Here is a 16,230-nt window from a genome sequence, read left to right as displayed (position 1 = left end):
TTTTGCCGTGAGGCGGACCGCAATCGCGGAAGATTCCGGCTGCCCTTGCCACGGTTTCGGACTATACCCCACGCAGTAGAGACACCAAGCGAGGCACTTATGGGCATGCTCCAGGCCGGCATCATTCCGGTGACACCCTTCCAGCAGAATTGCACGATCTTCTTCGATCCCGATACCAAGGAAGGCGTCGTCGTCGATCCCGGCGGCGACGTGCCGCTCATTCTGCAGGCGATTGCCCAGAACGGCCTGACCATCAAGGAAATCTGGCTGACGCACGGCCATCTCGACCATGCCGGCGGTGCCCGCGAACTGAAGGAAGCTCTCGGCATCGACGTGGTCGGCCCGCATCAGGACGACCTGCCGCTGCTGCAGCGGATCGAGACCCAGGCCGCGAAATACGGCATATCAGGATTGCGTAACGTCGTGCCCGACCGGTGGCTGAAGGATGGCGACAAGATCTCTTTCGGCGCCCATGAATTCGAGGTCTATCACACACCCGGCCATGCCCCCGGCCACGTCATCTATTTCAACCGTGCGCAGAATTTCGCCCATCTCGGCGATGTCCTCTTCAACGGCTCGATCGGTCGCACCGACCTGCCCGGCGGCGATCATCAGCAGCTTCTCGATTCGATCCGCGACAAGGTATTGCCGCTCGGCGATGAGGTCGGATTCATTTGCGGCCACGGCCCGGGCAGCCGCATCGGCGACGAGCGGCGAAGCAATCCATTTCTGCAGGAAATCAGATCTCGTGGAGGATCCGATGCCGGCGCATCGGGCGACGCCCCGAACAACTAGAGCATGATGCCGAAAAGTGTGCGCGGTTTTCGGACGACATCATGCTCTATTTCTTTGATTTAGATCTGGGTGATTTTAGGCCGATCAGGCCTAAAATCACCCTGATCTAATGCATGTCGACAAATGCTGCAGCGGTTTTGGGATAACGACTTGCATAAAGACTTAAAGCGGATCGCCTGAATCCGATTCGACGCGACGCGCTTTAAGTGTGAGCTCGCGCTCACATCATCTTTCGGCCGTTTGGCACCGGCTGTTCGACCGCAGCAAGTACGATCGCGCCGTTCTCGTCTTCGAATCCCAGCGTCAGCACTTCCGAGCGGAACGGCCCGATCTGGCGCGGCGGGAAATTGACGACGCCGAGCACTTGCCGGCCCAGCAGGCTTTCCGGCGTATAATGCACGGTGATCTGTGCCGAGGATTTTTTAACGCCGATCTCCGGGCCGAAATCGATCACCAGCTTGATTGCCGGCTTGCGCGCTTCCGGAAAGGGACTGGCCTCGATGATCGTGCCGACACGAATGTCGACCCGCTCGAAATCGGCGTAGTTGATCTCTTCTGCCATATGGTCTCCGTCAGCCGGCCAGTTCCTCGGCCCGCTTGCGCGCCGCCGCAAGGGCTGCGTCGAACAGAGGCTGCATGCCATTCTCGGCCATCAGCACGGCGAGCGCCGCCGCCGTTGTGCCGCCGGGAGAAGTCACGTTCTCTCGCAGCCGCGAAGCGTCGTCGGGGGACTGGTGCATGAGTTCACCAGCCCCCGCGACTGTTTCCCGCGCGAGACGCATGGCGAGGTCCGCCTGCAGACCGAGTTTGCGGCCTGCCTCCGCCATACATTCGACGAGATAGAATACGTAGGCCGGACCGCTGCCCGAAAGCGCCGTCACGGCATCGATATCGGCTTCCGCCGGCACCCATTCGACCGGGCCCGAGACGCGCAGAAGAGAATGGACGCGTTTGCGCTGCTGATCGCTGACCCCTGAATTGGCAAAGGCGCCGGTGATGCCGCGCCCGACCATGGCCGGCGTGTTCGGCATGGCGCGCACCATGGCGGCCTTGCCGAGATGTCTCTCGAGGAAACCGAGCGTCTTGCCGGCTGCGACCGAGACGACGACCGTGCCCGACCCGACCGCACTTTTCACCGCGGGTAGCACAGTTTCCATCACCTGCGGCTTGACCGCCAGGAACAGCACGCTTGCCTTCAAATCCATGGGAAGCGCAGTCAGATGGGTCGCGCCGGCCTCGTTGATCGCCGCCAGCATCGCCGGCGACGGGCCAGGATCGACGACAATGACGGCCGAGCCCGGAACGCCGCTTTTCAGCCAGCCGGACAGCATCGCCCCACCCATGTTTCCGGCGCCGATCAGGACGACGGGATGTGTCGAGGAGAAAGGAGTCGTTGGCATCTTATGCCTCGCCGACCGTTTCAAACAGCACGGCTTCCATCGCCTTCGTCGCTTCCATGCCGGACCATACGACGAACTGGAATGCCTGGAAATAGGCTTCGCAGGTGTCGAGCGCACTGGAAAGCAGCACCTCCACCTGGCGATTGGTAGGCTCGGCACCGCCGGCAAGCAGCAGCGATTGGCGGAAAATGACCACATCTTCCTGACGCCAGAGGTCGAAATGACCCATCAGCACCTGCCCGTTGATCGCCGAGAGCAGCTTGACAACCTCGTTGACCCTGATGTCGGGAACTTTGATATCGAAGGCGCAGCCAAGATGCAGCGCCTCGAACTCCTCCATCCAGGAGAAGGAGATGTGATAGTCCGTCCAGCGGCCCTCAACCGTCATCGCGATCTCGTCCTCGCCGGACCGCTCGAACGACCAGTCGTTGTTGGAGGCAACGTACTCGATCATATCGACCGGGTTCGACTGACGCTCGACTTCCAATTCCATCAGGTTCATGCAGCACCTTCTTGACCGGAACGAATGCGACCTAACTTCGTGTACGAACACAAGAAAGACACACGCAAAATACCGGAACCACCACTCGGATGATCGTTGAACCGCTGCCAGACTTAACGCAGATAACCTGCCCGGAGCTTACCAAGTCGCTTCGAATCATCATTTAAAATCAGTGTATAGCGCCCCTTGCCCCCTGCCAGCCCCCCGAACGGAAAATAGGACCGGCCACTGTGGAAAGGCTCTTCGAAATTCAATTCAGAAGGGAGAATAAGCGACTCTGCGAATTGGCTTTTTTGGCAGTGTCCACAGGTGGAAAACTCACCTGGTTTTTTTACGGAAGATGCGGCGTGTGGCACGAAGGCAACGCCGCATCTGTGTCGTATCGGGACTTAAGCGCCCTCGCCGGCAAGTTTCGCCTCGAGCACGGCGATGCGGGCGGCAAGCGCCTCGTTCTCGTCGCGTGCCTTGATCGCCATCTCGCGCACGGCCTCGAACTCCTCGCGCTTGACGATGTCCATGCTGTTCAGCCAACGCTCGGCCTGGGCGTTGAAGGCGGTTTCGATCTCCTTGCGGACGCCCTGGGCGGCACCGGCCGCATCGGTCATCAGCTTGGCGAATTCGTCCATGATGCGGTTCGTTCCGGTCGTCATGGCGTTTTTCTCCCTTCGCATGAGGTGAATTCAGCCCTTCAGGGCATCGAGGATTGAGGTAGGGCTTCGCCACCGACGATGCAAGCGCTTTGCACGGGATAAGCTTGCCAGCGCTGGCCAGGAACGAGCCATCACGAACAATGGACTTGACCGTCCGGGATCGCAGCGGCATGTTCCGCGCAACTCAACAGGTGGAAAACCTTGCCGATAGCAGCCGATCTCCTTGCCATCATGCCTTTCCCGGATATCGATCCGATCGCCTTTTCGATCGGTCCGCTGGCGATTCACTGGTACGGCCTCGCCTATGTCGCCGGCATCCTGCTCGGCTGGGCCTATGCGCGCCGCATCGCCGCCAATGACAGTCTCTGGCCCGGCAACGTCTCGCCGATGTCAAGGACGCAACTCGACGATTTCATCGTCTGGGCAGCGCTTGGCGTCGTCCTCGGCGGTCGTCTCGGCTATATTTTCTTCTATGATCTCTCAGCCGTCCTGCGCAGTCCGGTCCGGGCGCTCGAGATCTGGAACGGTGGCATGTCCTTCCATGGCGGCCTGACCGGCACGACGGTTGCCATGATCCTCTTTGCGCGCCGCAACGCCATACCGATCTGGAGCTTGTTCGACATCGTCGCCACCGTCGTTCCCTTCGGTCTGTTTTTTGGCCGCATTGCCAATTTCATCAATGGCGAGCTGTGGGGCCGGTTGACCGACGTGCCGTGGGCCGTGGTCTTCCCGACCGGCGGTCCCTTCGCCCGCCACCCAAGCCAGCTTTACGAAGCCGGCCTCGAAGGCATTGTTCTGCTCGTGGTGCTAGCGGCCTTGGTCTACGGTATGCGCGCGCTGAAAAGCCCCGGCTTCATCACAGGCGTCTTCGTCTGCGGCTATGCGCTGTCACGTATCTTCGTCGAATTCTTCCGCGAGCCCGACGCCCAACTCGGTTACCTCCTCGGCACGAACTGGCTGACCATGGGCATGGTGCTCTCCTCCCCGATGATCCTGCTCGGCCTCTGGGCGATGCTGCGGGCCCGCCGCCAGGCTGCACTGCAGCTTTGAAAACGGCAGGACGCGCGACATGACCACCGCTCTAGGCAAAAAGATCAAGGCAATCATCCAGGCCAACGGCCCGATCAGCGTCACCGATTATTTCTCACTGTGCCTCGCCGATCCCGAACACGGCTATTACCGGACGCGCGAGCCCTTCGGCCGTTCCGGCGATTTCGTCACCGCGCCCGAGGTCAGCCAGATCTTCGGCGAGATGATCGGCGTTTTCATCGTCCATGCCTGGCAGCGCCACGGCGCACCGACGGATGTGCGCCTCGTCGAGATCGGCCCCGGCCGCGGCACGATGATGGCTGACATGCTCCGCGTCATCTCCCGCATCGCCCCGCCACTCCTGGACGCTATGAGCGTGCATCTCGTCGAAACCAGCGAGCGCCTGCGTGACGTCCAGAGCCAGACACTCGAGCATTACGGCGAGAAAATCGCCTGGCATAATGGCTTCGACGAAGTGCCGCCCGGCTTCACGCTGATGGCCGCCAACGAACTCTTCGACGCCATCCCGATCCGCCAGTTCGTCCGCATGCCGACGGGTTTCCGCGAGCGCATGGTCGGCATCGACGCCGATGGCGAGCTGACCTTCGCCGCCGGCGTCGCCGGTCTCGATCCCGCGCTTCTTCCCGAACCGGTGCAGAACGTTCCGGTCGGCACCCTCTTTGAAATCTCGCCGGCCCGCCAGGCGGTGATGATCGCAATCTGCGAGCGGCTGCGCGTCTTCGGCGGCACGGCGCTTACGGTCGATTACGGCCATCTCGTCACCGGCTTCGGCGATACGCTGCAGGCCGTGCGCATGCATGAATTCGACCCGCCGCTCGCCCATCCCGGTGAAGCCGATCTGACAAGTCATGTCGATTTCCAGCAGCTCGCCGAAACGGCGCTTGCGGCCGGCGTCCATCTGAACGGCGCCCTGCATCAAGGTGATTTTCTAAGTGGCCTCGGCATTCTCGAACGTGCGGCGGCCCTCGGTCGGGATCGCGAGCCGCAAACCCGGCAGGTCATCCAGGCGGCAGTCGAAAGGCTTGCCGGCGCCGGTGAAGGCCGGATGGGCGAACTCTTCAAGGTGATGGCGGTCTCCCATCCTGCCATCGATCTCATGCCCTTTCGTCCGGTGGATTGACAGGGCGCACGCGGCTGGTTCAACATCGGCCCGAAACAAGAACTTGAAGCGCGCCGCATATGCGATGCGCTTGGGATCATAACAAACCCTCCGAAAACCCCGGAATCACAGATGCAGGACGCGGCCTCTCCCGCACCGATCGAAAGCGCGCTGCTGAACGAAGCGGCGGGCAGCACTATCCGGCACGGTTATTTCACGCGGGCCGGCGGCGTTTCCGAAGGGCTGTATCGTGGCCTCAATGTCGGCCTCGGCTCCAGCGACGAACGTGACAAGGTCCTCGAAAACCGCCGTCGCGTCGCCGCCTGGTTCGGTCTGCCGGTCGAGCGGCTGGCAACCGTGCATCAGGTCCATTCTCCCGATGTCGTGATGGTCGGTGCCGATTATGACGGCGCCCGCCCTGACGCCGATGCGATGGTAACGCGCACCCCGGGAATCGCGCTTGGCGTGCTCGCCGCCGATTGCGGGCCGATCCTCTTTGCCGATCCCGATAACCGCGTCATCGGCGCAGCCCATGCCGGCTGGAAGGGCGCGCTGACGGGCGTGATCGAAAATACCATCGCCGCCATGGAGGCTCTCGGTGCGGACCGCGCTCGCATCGTCGCCTGTCTCGGCCCCTCGATCAGCCAGGCAAGTTATGAGGTCGGTCCCGAGTTCGTAGAGCGTTTCGTCGCCGAAAACCCGGAGGACGTGCGCTTTTTTGTGCCTTCCGCGACGCCCGGCCATGCCATGTTCAACCTGCCGGGGTTAACCGTCGACCGACTGACGAAAGCCGGCGTGCGTGCCGAAAGCCTCGGCCTCTGCACCTATCCGGATAGCGAGCGCTTCTTTTCCTACCGCAGGACGACACATCGCAAGGAGCCGGATTACGGCCGCCAGATTTCCGCGATATCAATCAGGGAGACTTGAGCAGAATGGCACTGCATTTCGAAAAGGCCGAATTCGCAAGCCGGCTTGCGCGCCTCACCGAGAAGATGAAGGAAGAAAAGCTCGACGCCTTGCTGCTCTTCGCCCAGGAAAGCATGTACTGGCTGACCGGCTACGACACCTTCGGCTACTGCTTCTTCCAGACGCTGGTCGTCAAGAGCGACGGCACCATGGCGCTGATGACCCGCTCGGCCGATCTTCGCCAGGCGAGGCATACCTCGATCCTCGATGACATCCATATCTGGGTCGACCGGGTCAATGCCGATCCGACGCTCGACCTGAAGAACCTGCTGGTCGAGATGGATCTGCTTGGCGCCCGCATCGGTGTCGAATATGATACGCACGGCATGACCGGCCGCGTCGCCCGTCTGCTCGACGCGCAATTGACCATCTTCGGCCAGATCGTCGATGCTTCCTATCTCGTCAGCCGCCTGCGCCTGATCAAGAGCCCGACGGAGGTCGCCTATGTCGAGCGCGCCGCCGTTCTCGCCGACGATGCGCTCGATGCGGCGATCCGGCTGACGAAACCCGGCGCCGACGAGGCCGATATCCTTGCTGCCATGCAGGGCGCGGTCTTTTCCGGCGGCGGCGACTACCCCGCCAACGAGTTCATCATCGGCTCCGGCGCCGACGCGCTGCTCTGCCGCTACAAGGCCGGCCGCCGCAAGCTCGACGCCAGCGACCAGCTGACGCTCGAATGGGCCGGCGCCTATGCGCATTACCACGCCGCCATGATGCGCACGATCGTCATCGGCGCGCCGACGCACCGCCACCGCGAGCTCTACAACGCCTGCCGCGAAACCATCGAGGCGATCGAGACCGTGCTGAAGCCCGGCCAGACCTTTGGCGATGTCTTCGACATGCATGCCAAGATCATCGACGAGCGCGGCCTGGCCCGCCACCGGCTGAATGCCTGCGGTTATTCGCTCGGCGCCCGCTTCTCGCCCTCCTGGATGGAGCATCAGATGTTCCATGTCGGCAATCCGCAGCCGATCGAGCCGAACATGTCGCTCTTCGTGCACATGATCATCGCCGATTCCGATACGGGCACGGCGATGACGCTCGGCCAAACTTATTTGACGACAACGGATGCGCCGCGCGCGCTGTCCCGCCATCCGCTCGATTTCATCGGCCTCTGACCGGTGAGAATCCGGAATTGACAGACGACCGTCCCCACCCGCATAAATTCGGGTGGGGCTGATTGCGATTGTGGGAAGGACGGATCAAGGGATGACGCGAGCTGCGATTGTGCCCACGCTCCTATTCGTCATGGCTCTGCTGACCGCCTGCAATACCACCGATGCGCTGACCCCGCAGGTCGATATCGGCGATTCCTCAGGGGCGGCACCTTCGAGTCCGGTGACGCAGAGCGAGGCCGAGCGTTTGGCGGGTAGCCGCCAGCCGAGTTTCGCGGGAAATCGGCAGCCGGGCGGCTACCATCCAGCCTATGATCAGTCGCAGCAGGCCTATCGATCCGGCACCGGCGCGCCACCGACGACGATGCAGGAGCAGGCAAACGCCCTATCGAGGAGCGGCTCCTCGCCGGCCGCTTCCACCCCGATCGAGGGACAATCGCTGCCACCGCCGGCGGCCAGTGGTAGGCTCCCCGCACAGTCGGCTGAACCGGCCGAGACGCAACAGCCGCAACAGACCGCCGCCCTCAGCCCCGCCCCCTCCTCCGCCCGGGGCAAAACCGTGCGCTTCCTGCCGATCATCGGCGCGCCGGTGCAGGCCGTGACCCCGCTCTCGCGCCAGCTCGGCGCCGAGGCACGCGCGCATGGCCTTTCCATCAAAAGTTCCAACGACGCGAGCAGCGATTACATCCTCAAAGGCTATCTCTCCGCCTTCAGCGATGATGGCAAGGTCACCGTGGTCTATGTCTGGGATATTCTCGACAGCGGCGGGGGTCGCCTGCACCGCATCCAGGGGCAAGAAAGCGTGCCGACGGCTGCGACCGATCCCTGGGCGGGCGTTCCGGCCTCGGTGATGCAGCAGATCGGCTCAAAAACGATCGCGGAATTCTCCTCCTGGCGGCAGACTCAGGGTGGTTAGTCACAAACTTTTTGCAAATATGGAAGCCTGTGGCGCCTTTGCCCTTGCATTCACGGGGAAGCTGACTAAAAAGCGCGGCTATCAGCGCATAACAGGCGGACCAAAATGAAGGTTTTCGCAGGCAATTCGAACCGGCAACTCGCCGAAGCGATCTGCAACTATCTCAATGTTCCCTTGGGGAAAGCCAGTGTTCGAAGGTTTGCCGATCAGGAAATCTTCGTGGAGATCCAGGAAAATGTGCGCGGTGAGGATGTTTTCCTCGTGCAACCGACCGCCTTTCCCGCCAACGATCATCTGATGGAACTGCTGATCATGATCGACGCCATGCGTCGTTCGTCAGCTCGCCGCATCACCGCCGTCCTACCCTATTTCGGCTATGCCCGTCAGGACCGCCGGGCTTCCGGGCGCACGCCGATCTCCGCCAAGCTGGTCGCAAACCTCATTACAGAGGCCGGCGCTGACCGCGTCATGACGCTCGATCTCCATGCCGGGCAGATCCAGGGTTTCTTCGATATACCCACCGACAACCTCTTTGCCATGCCCGTGCTGACCCGCGACATCAAGAGCCACTATGACCTCAGCAACGTCGTGGTCGTCTCGCCCGACGTCGGCGGTGTGGTTCGCGCCCGCGCGCTCGCGAAGCGCCTGGACTGTCTTCTGGCCATCGTCGACAAGCGCCGCGATCGGCCGGGTGACTCCGAAGTCATGAACATCATCGGCGACATTGCCGGCAAGGACTGCCTGCTGATCGACGATATCGTCGATTCCGGTGGCACGCTCTGCAACGCGGCCGACGCGATGCTGGCCAAGGGCGCGTCCAGCGTCACCGCCTATATCACCCACGGCGTTCTCTCCGGCGGCGCGGTCACTCGCGTCACCTCCTCGAAGCTGCGCGAACTCGTCATCACGGATTCGATCCAGCCGACCACGGCCGTGCTTTCGGCACACAATATCCGCGTCGTAACGACAGCGCCGCTGATCGGCGAAGCCATCAGCCGAACGGCCCAGGAAGAGTCCGTCTCCAGCCTGTTTGACTGAAAACATCAGGCATCCGACGAACTTCCGGATATTGCTGATTGTCAGCGACTATCTTAGTTTTCGCCGCGAACTCGCATCATCTGCCGAAAGGCGCGCCGCTTTAGTGCAGGTATTGCGTTGACGATGCGCATTGTGCTGCGCATGAAAGCGAGCTGAACTGTGCCGACAATCGGCCGATGAGCCAGATCGTTAGCATCCATCTGCTTTTTCGATACTTGGACTGCTTCGGTACTGTAGCGAAGCATCTCGATTTCGTAGGCGTGTATGGCTTCGACGAGCGGCCTTCGCCCTTGGTTCGCTTCGACCAGCATGCGTCCAAGCAGAGCGGCATCGCGAAGTGCGGTGTTGGCACCCGCGCCTCGTCCGGGTGTCATCGTATGGACGGCGTCACCGAGCAGCGTGACATTCGAACTTGTCCAAGGCGTCAGCGGGACGGAGGTCCTGACCTTGACATCGTGGATCATCGAGGGCTCCGTCATATGGATGAGAGCACGTAGGTGCGGATGCCAGTCTCGAGCGAGCTCCAAGCCCAGCTCTCTCAATTGTTCACCGTTCAGGCCGGACGGATCCCGCGGACAATTCTGCCGAGCGCCCCAGATACCCCAGCCGATGCTGTCCTCGTCGAGTGCTTCGACGAAATCCGGCCAACGCGAAGCAAACCCGGGGTCACTTCGGCTGTCGGCGAACTCGAGCGAGTGAATGATTGCGCCAAAGCCCATCGGTGCCATAATCAGTGACATGCCTTTGAACATTTTGTCCGACAGCAGAGCTTTCGTCTCGACTGTCATAGGAATTTTGCCCCCGAGCGATACGATCCCAGTGTCTTCCAGACGCGCGTTCGGCAAGCGTTGCTTGCATACGGTGGAACTCGTGCCGTCAGCACCCACCAGGACATCTCCCGTCGCGAGGCTTCCATCCTGAAAGCACGCGGTGACGGACCCGTCCGCGTTGCTTGTGTAACCTTGAAGCGCCTTCCCAAAGAACACGTCGTCTTCAAGTCCCCGGAGCAGAACCCGCCTCAGCGTTTTTCGAACCACGTTCTTTTCACCGTCGAGAGCGTTCGGGTCTGCAGCATCGACGTCGAAGCTCAGCACTTCGCCGAGCTGTTCCGTGAGCATGTTGAAATAGCGCGGCGACCTGGCGCAGGTGGCGACATAGAGGTCGTAGAGTTCGCCGGGGATACAGGCTTTTAGCGCTCGGCTTCCAGCCGGGCTGATGCCGACGCGATAGCCACCGGTGTCAGCGTTCGGCGCAAGGTCGCGCTCATACACCGCTATGCAAACTCCAGCCTGCTTAAGCAGATGGGCGAGTGCCAGACCGCCGGTCCCGGCGCCGATAATCAAAACTTTCATGGTGCTATTCCGGGTCAAGGTTGAGGTCGATCGAGAACTTCGCGGCGATCTGCCTCAGCCACTCATCTGTCCAGGTGATGCGCTCGGCGCTGAGGTCCTCGACAACGCCGTTGACCCAAGACAATTCGGTTGCGTGAAGCGCCCGGAGATAGTCCATCTCCAGAAGGAAGAGCCTTGGTACGGCCTGCGCCTCCTGCAGGACTTCGTCGATCCGGCGAAGTTCTGACTCGATGGCTTTTGCTCTGCGCTCAAGCTGGCTCGCCACATCGCTCGGCGTGAGAAGAGGAAGAAATGATATGGCTGCGGGGAATTCCGGATATTCCCGTGTCACGGTCGACAACATCTCGCGCATCCATTCCAGCGCGATGTCGCGGCCCTTCTCGGTTATCTCGTACACGGTCCGCTCGGGACGCTTGTCATCCCGGACTGTTTTCTGCGGAGTGATCAAACCCTCGCGTTCGAGCCGCTGGATCGTTTGATAGAGGCTCGCCCTCTGCGTGACATTGATCACCTCGTCCTTGCCGCGCTCCTTGATGAGCCGCTGCATCCGGTAAGGATGCAGCGGCTCCTCCATGAGCATTCCAAGAACAGCGAGCGCGGTTGGAGAGCGTTTGATTGTCATAGTCATAGTATTACTAGTTATTTTATGACTAATCAATGCGATGATGAATGCCGGAGCCCCGGCTCGACGTCAGTTCGACCCAGTGGCGTGGCGACGCGCCTCTTGCGACAAATCCCCTATCGGCGATCAGTGACCGAAGGCCGCTTTCTGCGGCTGGTCGACGAGATTGTCGATGAACCAGTTCGGATAGACCGGCACCGGCTCAGTCGCCGCATCGAGCGCTGCATGGTCGCCTTCATCAAGCACCAGCTCTGCCGCACCGAGATTGTCGGCCAGTTGATGCGGTTTCGAGGCGCCGAGCAACACGCTTGAGACCGTCTTTTTCGCAAGCAGCCAGGCGATCGCCACCTGGGCGACGCTCGCCCCATGCGCGGCGGCGATCACCCGCATGCGCTCGACCAGCGCGAATCCCCGTTCCTTGTCGAAGGGCAGGATATCGAAACCGGAATAGCGGTTGTCGGGATCGCTGAGCGTTTCGCGGGTGTACTTGCCGGAAAGAAAGCCGGAGGCGAGCGGGCTCCAGACGGTCAGCCCGAGGCCGTAACGCTGCATCATGGGAAGAATGTCGCGCTCGACGTCGCGGCCAAGCAGCGAATAATACATCTGTCCATGCGTGAAGGGCGCCAGCCCGTTCGCCTTCTGGATTTCAAGCGCCGCCGCCACCTTCCAGGCCGACCAGTTGGAAAAGCCGATATAACGCACCTTGCCGGAGCGCACCACGGCATCGAGCGCCGCGAGCGTCTCTTCGAGCGGCGTGAACGGATCCTCCTTGTGGACAATATAGACGTCGATCCAGTCCGTTCTGAGCCGTTTCAGGCTTTCCTCGACCGACCAGAGGATGTGGCGGCGGGAGAGCCCGGCCTGGCCGAGAGGCGTACCGGTGCGGAAGCCGACCTTGGTGGCAATAACCACCTCGCTGCGCCGCGCCATCAGCACCTGTCCGAGGATCGTTTCCGACTGGCCGGATGCGTAGGCGTTTGCCGTATCGAAGAAGTTGATGCCGGCATCAAGTGCCTGTCCGACAAGCGCATCGGCAACATCGGCATCGGTCTTGTAGATCGCGCCTAAGCTGCGGTCGCCCGATGTGAAGGTCATCGCGCCGAAGGCAAGCCTGGAAACGGCAAGGCCGGTCCGGCCGAGGGTCGTATATTGCATGTCATCCTCCATCCATTGGATTGTCGTGATCGGATGGAAAGATAATGCCTCAAAACATTATTGCGAAAAATCCGCCGAATCGATAAGGCTTATGAAGTTTACCTTCATAATAGACCGATGGCGCCCGACCCCTTCAACGGTTTGACGGAATTCCTGGCCGTCGCCGACGCCAGGAGCTTCACCGCTGCCGCCGCATCGCTCGGCGTCACGCCGACTGCCGTCAGCCAGACGATCCGCGCGCTCGAGGCGAGGCTCGGCGTGCCGCTCTTTGTCCGCACCACGCGGCGCGTCGCGCTCACCGAAGCCGGTGCCGCGCTCTTCCAGCGCGTCCGTCCGGCTGCCGCCGATATATCAGATGCCTTCGACATGCTGGGTGGCTTCCGCGACCGCCCGCTCGGGCACCTGCGCCTCACCGTGCCGCGCATGGCCGTGCCGCTGATCGTGACGCCGCTGCTGCCGCAATTTCGCAACGCCTATCCCGATATCTCCGTCGAGATCTCGGTCGATGATGCGGCAATCGATATCACCGAGCGCGGTTTCGACGCCGGCATCCGCGTCGGCGAGGCGATCGAAAAGGACATGATCGTCATGCGGCTGACATCTGATATCACCTGGACGGTCGTCGGCTCGCCCGGCTATTTCGCCCGATACGGCCAGCCAGTGACGCCGGAGGACCTCACCCGCCATCAGGCGATCCGCTACCGCTATCCGACGTCAGGCGTCATCTATCGCTGGGAATTCGAGCGAGGCGGCCACGACTTCTCCGTCGATGCGCCGGGCAGCCTGATGGTGAACGACTTCCTGCTGCTGCTCGAGCTCGCCGAGGCCGGGCTCGGTCTTGCCTATTTGCCGGATATTTCCGTCGGCGAGGCCGTGACATCAGGGCGGCTCGAACGCGTGCTCGATCCCTTCTTGCCGACCACGCCCGGTCTCTTTGCCTATTTCCCCGCCCGCTCGCAGACGCAGCTGAAGTTGCGCGCTTTCCTCGACATGGCAACGGCGCTGCTGCGCCGCAAAGGGTGATACCCTAGCCGGCGCATCTGCTCTTCGGTCGAAAGACCCTGGGATACGCTATTGCGGCTGGACCGTTTCCTGGTCCGCTTCCTTGACCACTTGGCCGTTAACGGTGATCGCGCCGTCGCGGCCGATGCTGATGTCCCAGCGCGAACGGCCATCTGCATCGGTCTTGGCGAAGCCCTTCACCATCATCATGCCGAAGGAGACTTGGTTGAGGTCGGGATCCGTCTTGGCAAGCTCCTGAACCGCGGCAATCGTCTTGTCGAGATCGCGGGCAAGGATCGTCGCCTCCATCGAATAGTCCTTCTGGGTATCGACCCGTCCCTCGATCTTGCCCGTCATGTCGACGTCGTAGACATCGGACTTGGCGCTGACCTTCGGAAACTCGATGGTGAGCCGGCCATCGCGGAAGAGCTTTTTCGCCATCTCATCGCCGCTTTGCTCTGCAGGCTTGGCCTTGAAATCCATCGCCATGAGCGCGTCGCCGAAGGTGGCGAAATCCAGATTCGGAATGGCGAGCTGCAGATCGAAATTGGTCGGCACGAAGGGCGAATAACTTGCCGGCATTGCCGGACTGTCGAGGCTGATGTCCTGCGCATCGATGCCGAAGCCGAAACGCATGGCGTCGCTCGGCCCATCCATAACCAGGTTGTAACCGAATGCCTTGACGCCGCCATTGCCCATCTGGTTGCTGACGGTCAGATTATTGACCCCGATCGTCTCGCTGAACGAGGCAAGAATCGGAAAGGCTTGCTTCAGCATTCCCTTTATCTTGTCGCTGTTTTCCGGGCTTAATTCTTTCTCCTCGAGATGGTCGAGAATGAAAAGGACGATCTCGCGGATTTGCTTGGCCGGCAGACCGTTCACCTTGGCATCGAAATCGATCGAGTCGGCACGGATTTCAACAGGCGGCATTTGCAGGCCGGAAACCTGCTCGACGAAAGTCGACATGGAGCCGCCGCCCGCAAAATCGATACGCCCATTGCCGCCTGCGCTGTCCGTCGAGGTCAGCTTTTGGTCCATCCCGGCAAAGCTGGCATGGACTTCCTCGGTGTCGGACTTGCTGGCGACTTTGATGTCCTTGGCGGTGAAGGTGCCAGAGCGCAGGTAGCTGATCGCCGGGTCGAAGACGCCGGTATAGACAAGCGAAGCGATGGAGTAGGAGAAATCCGTCGGCTTCTGGTCTGGGCCTTTGAAATGGCCGGAGACATTGAGGTTGTTGTCACCCTCAATGTTCCAGAGCCCGCCATCGAGCGGCGTAGCGAACATGGAGAACGGCGTCAGCCCGCTGATCGCAAATGTCGCTGGATCGGCCTTGGCAAGCAGCTTCGCCAGATCGTAGATGATCTCGTAGCGTGTGCCCGCCGGATTGACGGTGACCATGCCGCTCTTCGCCAGATCCTCGGGAAGCAGCTTCGTCAGATTGTCCTTGACCGCATTGGCGCCATCCTGATTGATCTCGACGCCCTGGGCCGTGGTGACAAGGCAAAGTGCCAGCAAGCTCGTTGCCGTGACAAGTTTGAGACGCATAGTCCGATTTCTCCTCAGCCCCTTTTTGAATGCGGCCATCCAAAGATGCGAAGCGCGCCGATGTCAACCTCAGCTGTGGAAGAGAATAGCGATTTTGCCGTTCGTACGGCCGCGTATTTCGGACGGGCGAGAACATCGCCTCCTCGTGTGCGGCACTCGGCTCACCGTTGACGATCGACGCGATGCTCGAATGCGGTTTCGGTTTGCCGAAGCGTGTAGAAAACAGCCAAATCCGCAACTTGCGTTTCCGATCGACTTATAATATAGGCCACCGGTCCGTGTAGACACCCTTGGAGGCAACGCGGATGAGGTCGGGTCATACCGCCTCCGGTTCGTCGGAACAAGGCTTTTGCCCGCCGCCGAACTCTCCAAATAACCTCGAAAGGAATAGCCATGAGCCAGGAAACTTACGAGCTCAAGGCCGAGGCGCGCGAACGGGTTGGTAAGGGGTCCGCCCGTGAACTTCGCCGCAACGGTTTGATTCCCGCTGTCATCTATGGTGACAAGCAGGCCCCCATTTCCATCGCTCTCAACACCAATGAGGTGACGAAGCGTATTCACGCCGGTGCTTTCATGACCACCGTGGCGACGATCGACGTCGACGGCAAGAAGCACAAGGTTCTGCCGAAGGACTACCAGCTCGATCCGGTCCGTGACTTCACCATGCATGTCGATTTCCTGCGCGTCTCCGGCAACACCCAGGTGACCGTCGAAATCCCGGTTCACTTCATCAACGAAGAGAAGTCCCCGGGCCTCAAGGTCGGCGGCGTTCTGAACATCGTTCGCCATGAAGTCGAAGTTCATTGCCCGGCCGATGCGATCCCTGAGTTCTTCAACATTGATCTCAGCGGCAAGAAGATCGGCGACAGCGTCCATATCGCGGAAGTCACTCTGCCGAAGGGCGTCACCCCGGTCATCGACCGCGACTTCACGATCGCGACGATTATCGCTCCGGCTGCCGGCATCGACGAGAGCGCCGCGGAAGGCGAAGCCGAAGCCTGATCGCTTCGATCAATTTGTAAA

17 protein-coding genes are annotated in these 16,230 nt (G+C 61.1%); 9 read left to right on the top strand and 8 right to left on the bottom strand.

Going from position 1 to position 16,230, the window contains the following annotated elements; all coding sequences use genetic code 11:
- Positions 1-99: 99 nt before the first annotated feature.
- Positions 100-795, top strand: a complete 696-nt coding sequence (locus ACS4RR_RS09470) for an MBL fold metallo-hydrolase (protein ID WP_260109135.1) — start codon at positions 100-102, stop codon at positions 793-795.
- Between the two features lie 220 nt (positions 796-1,015).
- Here the strand turns inward: ACS4RR_RS09470 and ACS4RR_RS09465 are convergent, their stop codons facing one another.
- The 4 genes from ACS4RR_RS09465 to ACS4RR_RS09450 all read right to left on the bottom strand — a co-directional run bounded on the left by ACS4RR_RS09465 (position 1,016) and on the right by ACS4RR_RS09450 (position 3,347).
- Positions 1,016-1,357, bottom strand: coding sequence for a tRNA-binding protein (locus ACS4RR_RS09465; protein WP_130744750.1), 342 nt, complete (start codon positions 1,355-1,357; stop codon positions 1,016-1,018).
- Positions 1,358-1,367: 10 nt separating this feature from the next.
- Positions 1,368-2,195, bottom strand: coding sequence for a pyrroline-5-carboxylate reductase (proC, locus tag ACS4RR_RS09460; protein WP_222279915.1), 828 nt, complete (start codon positions 2,193-2,195; stop codon positions 1,368-1,370).
- A 1-nt stretch (position 2,196) separates the two neighbouring features.
- Positions 2,197-2,697, bottom strand: coding sequence for a type III secretion system chaperone family protein (locus tag ACS4RR_RS09455; protein WP_017965314.1), 501 nt, complete (start codon positions 2,695-2,697; stop codon positions 2,197-2,199).
- Positions 2,698-3,086: 389 nt separating this feature from the next.
- Complete coding sequence (locus tag ACS4RR_RS09450) at positions 3,087-3,347, bottom strand: accessory factor UbiK family protein (RefSeq protein WP_003561307.1); 261 nt, start codon at positions 3,345-3,347, stop codon at positions 3,087-3,089.
- 201 nt (positions 3,348-3,548) lie between these two features.
- On the opposite strand from ACS4RR_RS09450, the gene lgt reads away from it, so the two are divergent.
- The 6 genes from lgt to ACS4RR_RS09420 all read left to right on the top strand — a co-directional run bounded on the left by lgt (position 3,549) and on the right by ACS4RR_RS09420 (position 9,531).
- Positions 3,549-4,397: a prolipoprotein diacylglyceryl transferase gene (lgt, locus tag ACS4RR_RS09445; protein ID WP_456190008.1), complete on the top strand. Its 849-nt coding sequence runs from the start codon at positions 3,549-3,551 to the stop codon at positions 4,395-4,397.
- 19 nt (positions 4,398-4,416) lie between these two features.
- Positions 4,417-5,517, top strand: a complete 1,101-nt coding sequence (locus ACS4RR_RS09440; RefSeq protein ID WP_456190007.1) for a class I SAM-dependent methyltransferase — start codon at positions 4,417-4,419, stop codon at positions 5,515-5,517.
- 111 nt (positions 5,518-5,628) lie between these two features.
- Positions 5,629-6,423: a peptidoglycan editing factor PgeF gene (gene pgeF, locus ACS4RR_RS09435; RefSeq protein WP_456190006.1), complete on the top strand. Its 795-nt coding sequence runs from the start codon at positions 5,629-5,631 to the stop codon at positions 6,421-6,423.
- A gap of 5 nt (positions 6,424-6,428) precedes the next feature.
- A complete protein-coding gene (locus ACS4RR_RS09430) occupies positions 6,429-7,580 on the top strand; it encodes a M24 family metallopeptidase (RefSeq protein ID WP_017965319.1) in 1,152 nt (383 codons plus the stop codon).
- A 91-nt stretch (positions 7,581-7,671) separates the two neighbouring features.
- Complete coding sequence (locus tag ACS4RR_RS09425) at positions 7,672-8,493, top strand: hypothetical protein (RefSeq protein WP_456190005.1); 822 nt, start codon at positions 7,672-7,674, stop codon at positions 8,491-8,493.
- A 105-nt stretch (positions 8,494-8,598) separates the two neighbouring features.
- The gene (locus ACS4RR_RS09420) at positions 8,599-9,531 is read left to right on the top strand and encodes a ribose-phosphate pyrophosphokinase (RefSeq protein WP_017965321.1); all 933 of its coding nucleotides are present in this window, start codon (positions 8,599-8,601) and stop codon (positions 9,529-9,531) included.
- Positions 9,532-9,584: 53 nt separating this feature from the next.
- Here ACS4RR_RS09420 and ACS4RR_RS09415 read toward each other — a convergent pair whose 3' ends face one another.
- The 3 genes from ACS4RR_RS09415 to ACS4RR_RS09405 all read right to left on the bottom strand — a co-directional run bounded on the left by ACS4RR_RS09415 (position 9,585) and on the right by ACS4RR_RS09405 (position 12,660).
- A complete protein-coding gene (locus ACS4RR_RS09415) occupies positions 9,585-10,883 on the bottom strand; it encodes an FAD-dependent oxidoreductase (protein ID WP_456190004.1) in 1,299 nt (432 codons plus the stop codon).
- 4 nt (positions 10,884-10,887) lie between these two features.
- Positions 10,888-11,457: a PadR family transcriptional regulator gene (locus tag ACS4RR_RS09410; protein ID WP_456190003.1), complete on the bottom strand. Its 570-nt coding sequence runs from the start codon at positions 11,455-11,457 to the stop codon at positions 10,888-10,890.
- A 174-nt stretch (positions 11,458-11,631) separates the two neighbouring features.
- Positions 11,632-12,660, bottom strand: a complete 1,029-nt coding sequence (locus ACS4RR_RS09405; RefSeq protein WP_456190002.1) for an aldo/keto reductase — start codon at positions 12,658-12,660, stop codon at positions 11,632-11,634.
- Between the two features lie 117 nt (positions 12,661-12,777).
- Between ACS4RR_RS09405 and ACS4RR_RS09400 the strand changes: the two genes are divergently transcribed.
- Positions 12,778-13,683, top strand: coding sequence for a LysR family transcriptional regulator (locus tag ACS4RR_RS09400; RefSeq protein WP_456190001.1), 906 nt, complete (start codon positions 12,778-12,780; stop codon positions 13,681-13,683).
- A gap of 48 nt (positions 13,684-13,731) precedes the next feature.
- Here ACS4RR_RS09400 and ACS4RR_RS09395 read toward each other — a convergent pair whose 3' ends face one another.
- Positions 13,732-15,207 (bottom strand): hypothetical protein, encoded by a 1,476-nt coding sequence (locus ACS4RR_RS09395; RefSeq protein WP_456190000.1) that lies wholly within the window; start codon positions 15,205-15,207, stop codon positions 13,732-13,734.
- A gap of 393 nt (positions 15,208-15,600) precedes the next feature.
- On the opposite strand from ACS4RR_RS09395, the gene ACS4RR_RS09390 reads away from it, so the two are divergent.
- Positions 15,601-16,209, top strand: coding sequence for a 50S ribosomal protein L25/general stress protein Ctc (locus ACS4RR_RS09390; RefSeq protein ID WP_017965326.1), 609 nt, complete (start codon positions 15,601-15,603; stop codon positions 16,207-16,209).
- The last annotated feature ends 21 nt before the right edge of the window (positions 16,210-16,230 follow it).

The sequence above is a fragment of the Rhizobium zaerense genome (assembly GCF_051810725.1).
Taxonomy (GTDB): domain Bacteria; phylum Pseudomonadota; class Alphaproteobacteria; order Rhizobiales; family Rhizobiaceae; genus Rhizobium; species Rhizobium leguminosarum_I.
The sequence above is the reverse complement of the archived record's forward strand: the minus strand, read 5'-3'. Positions and strand labels throughout refer to the sequence as shown.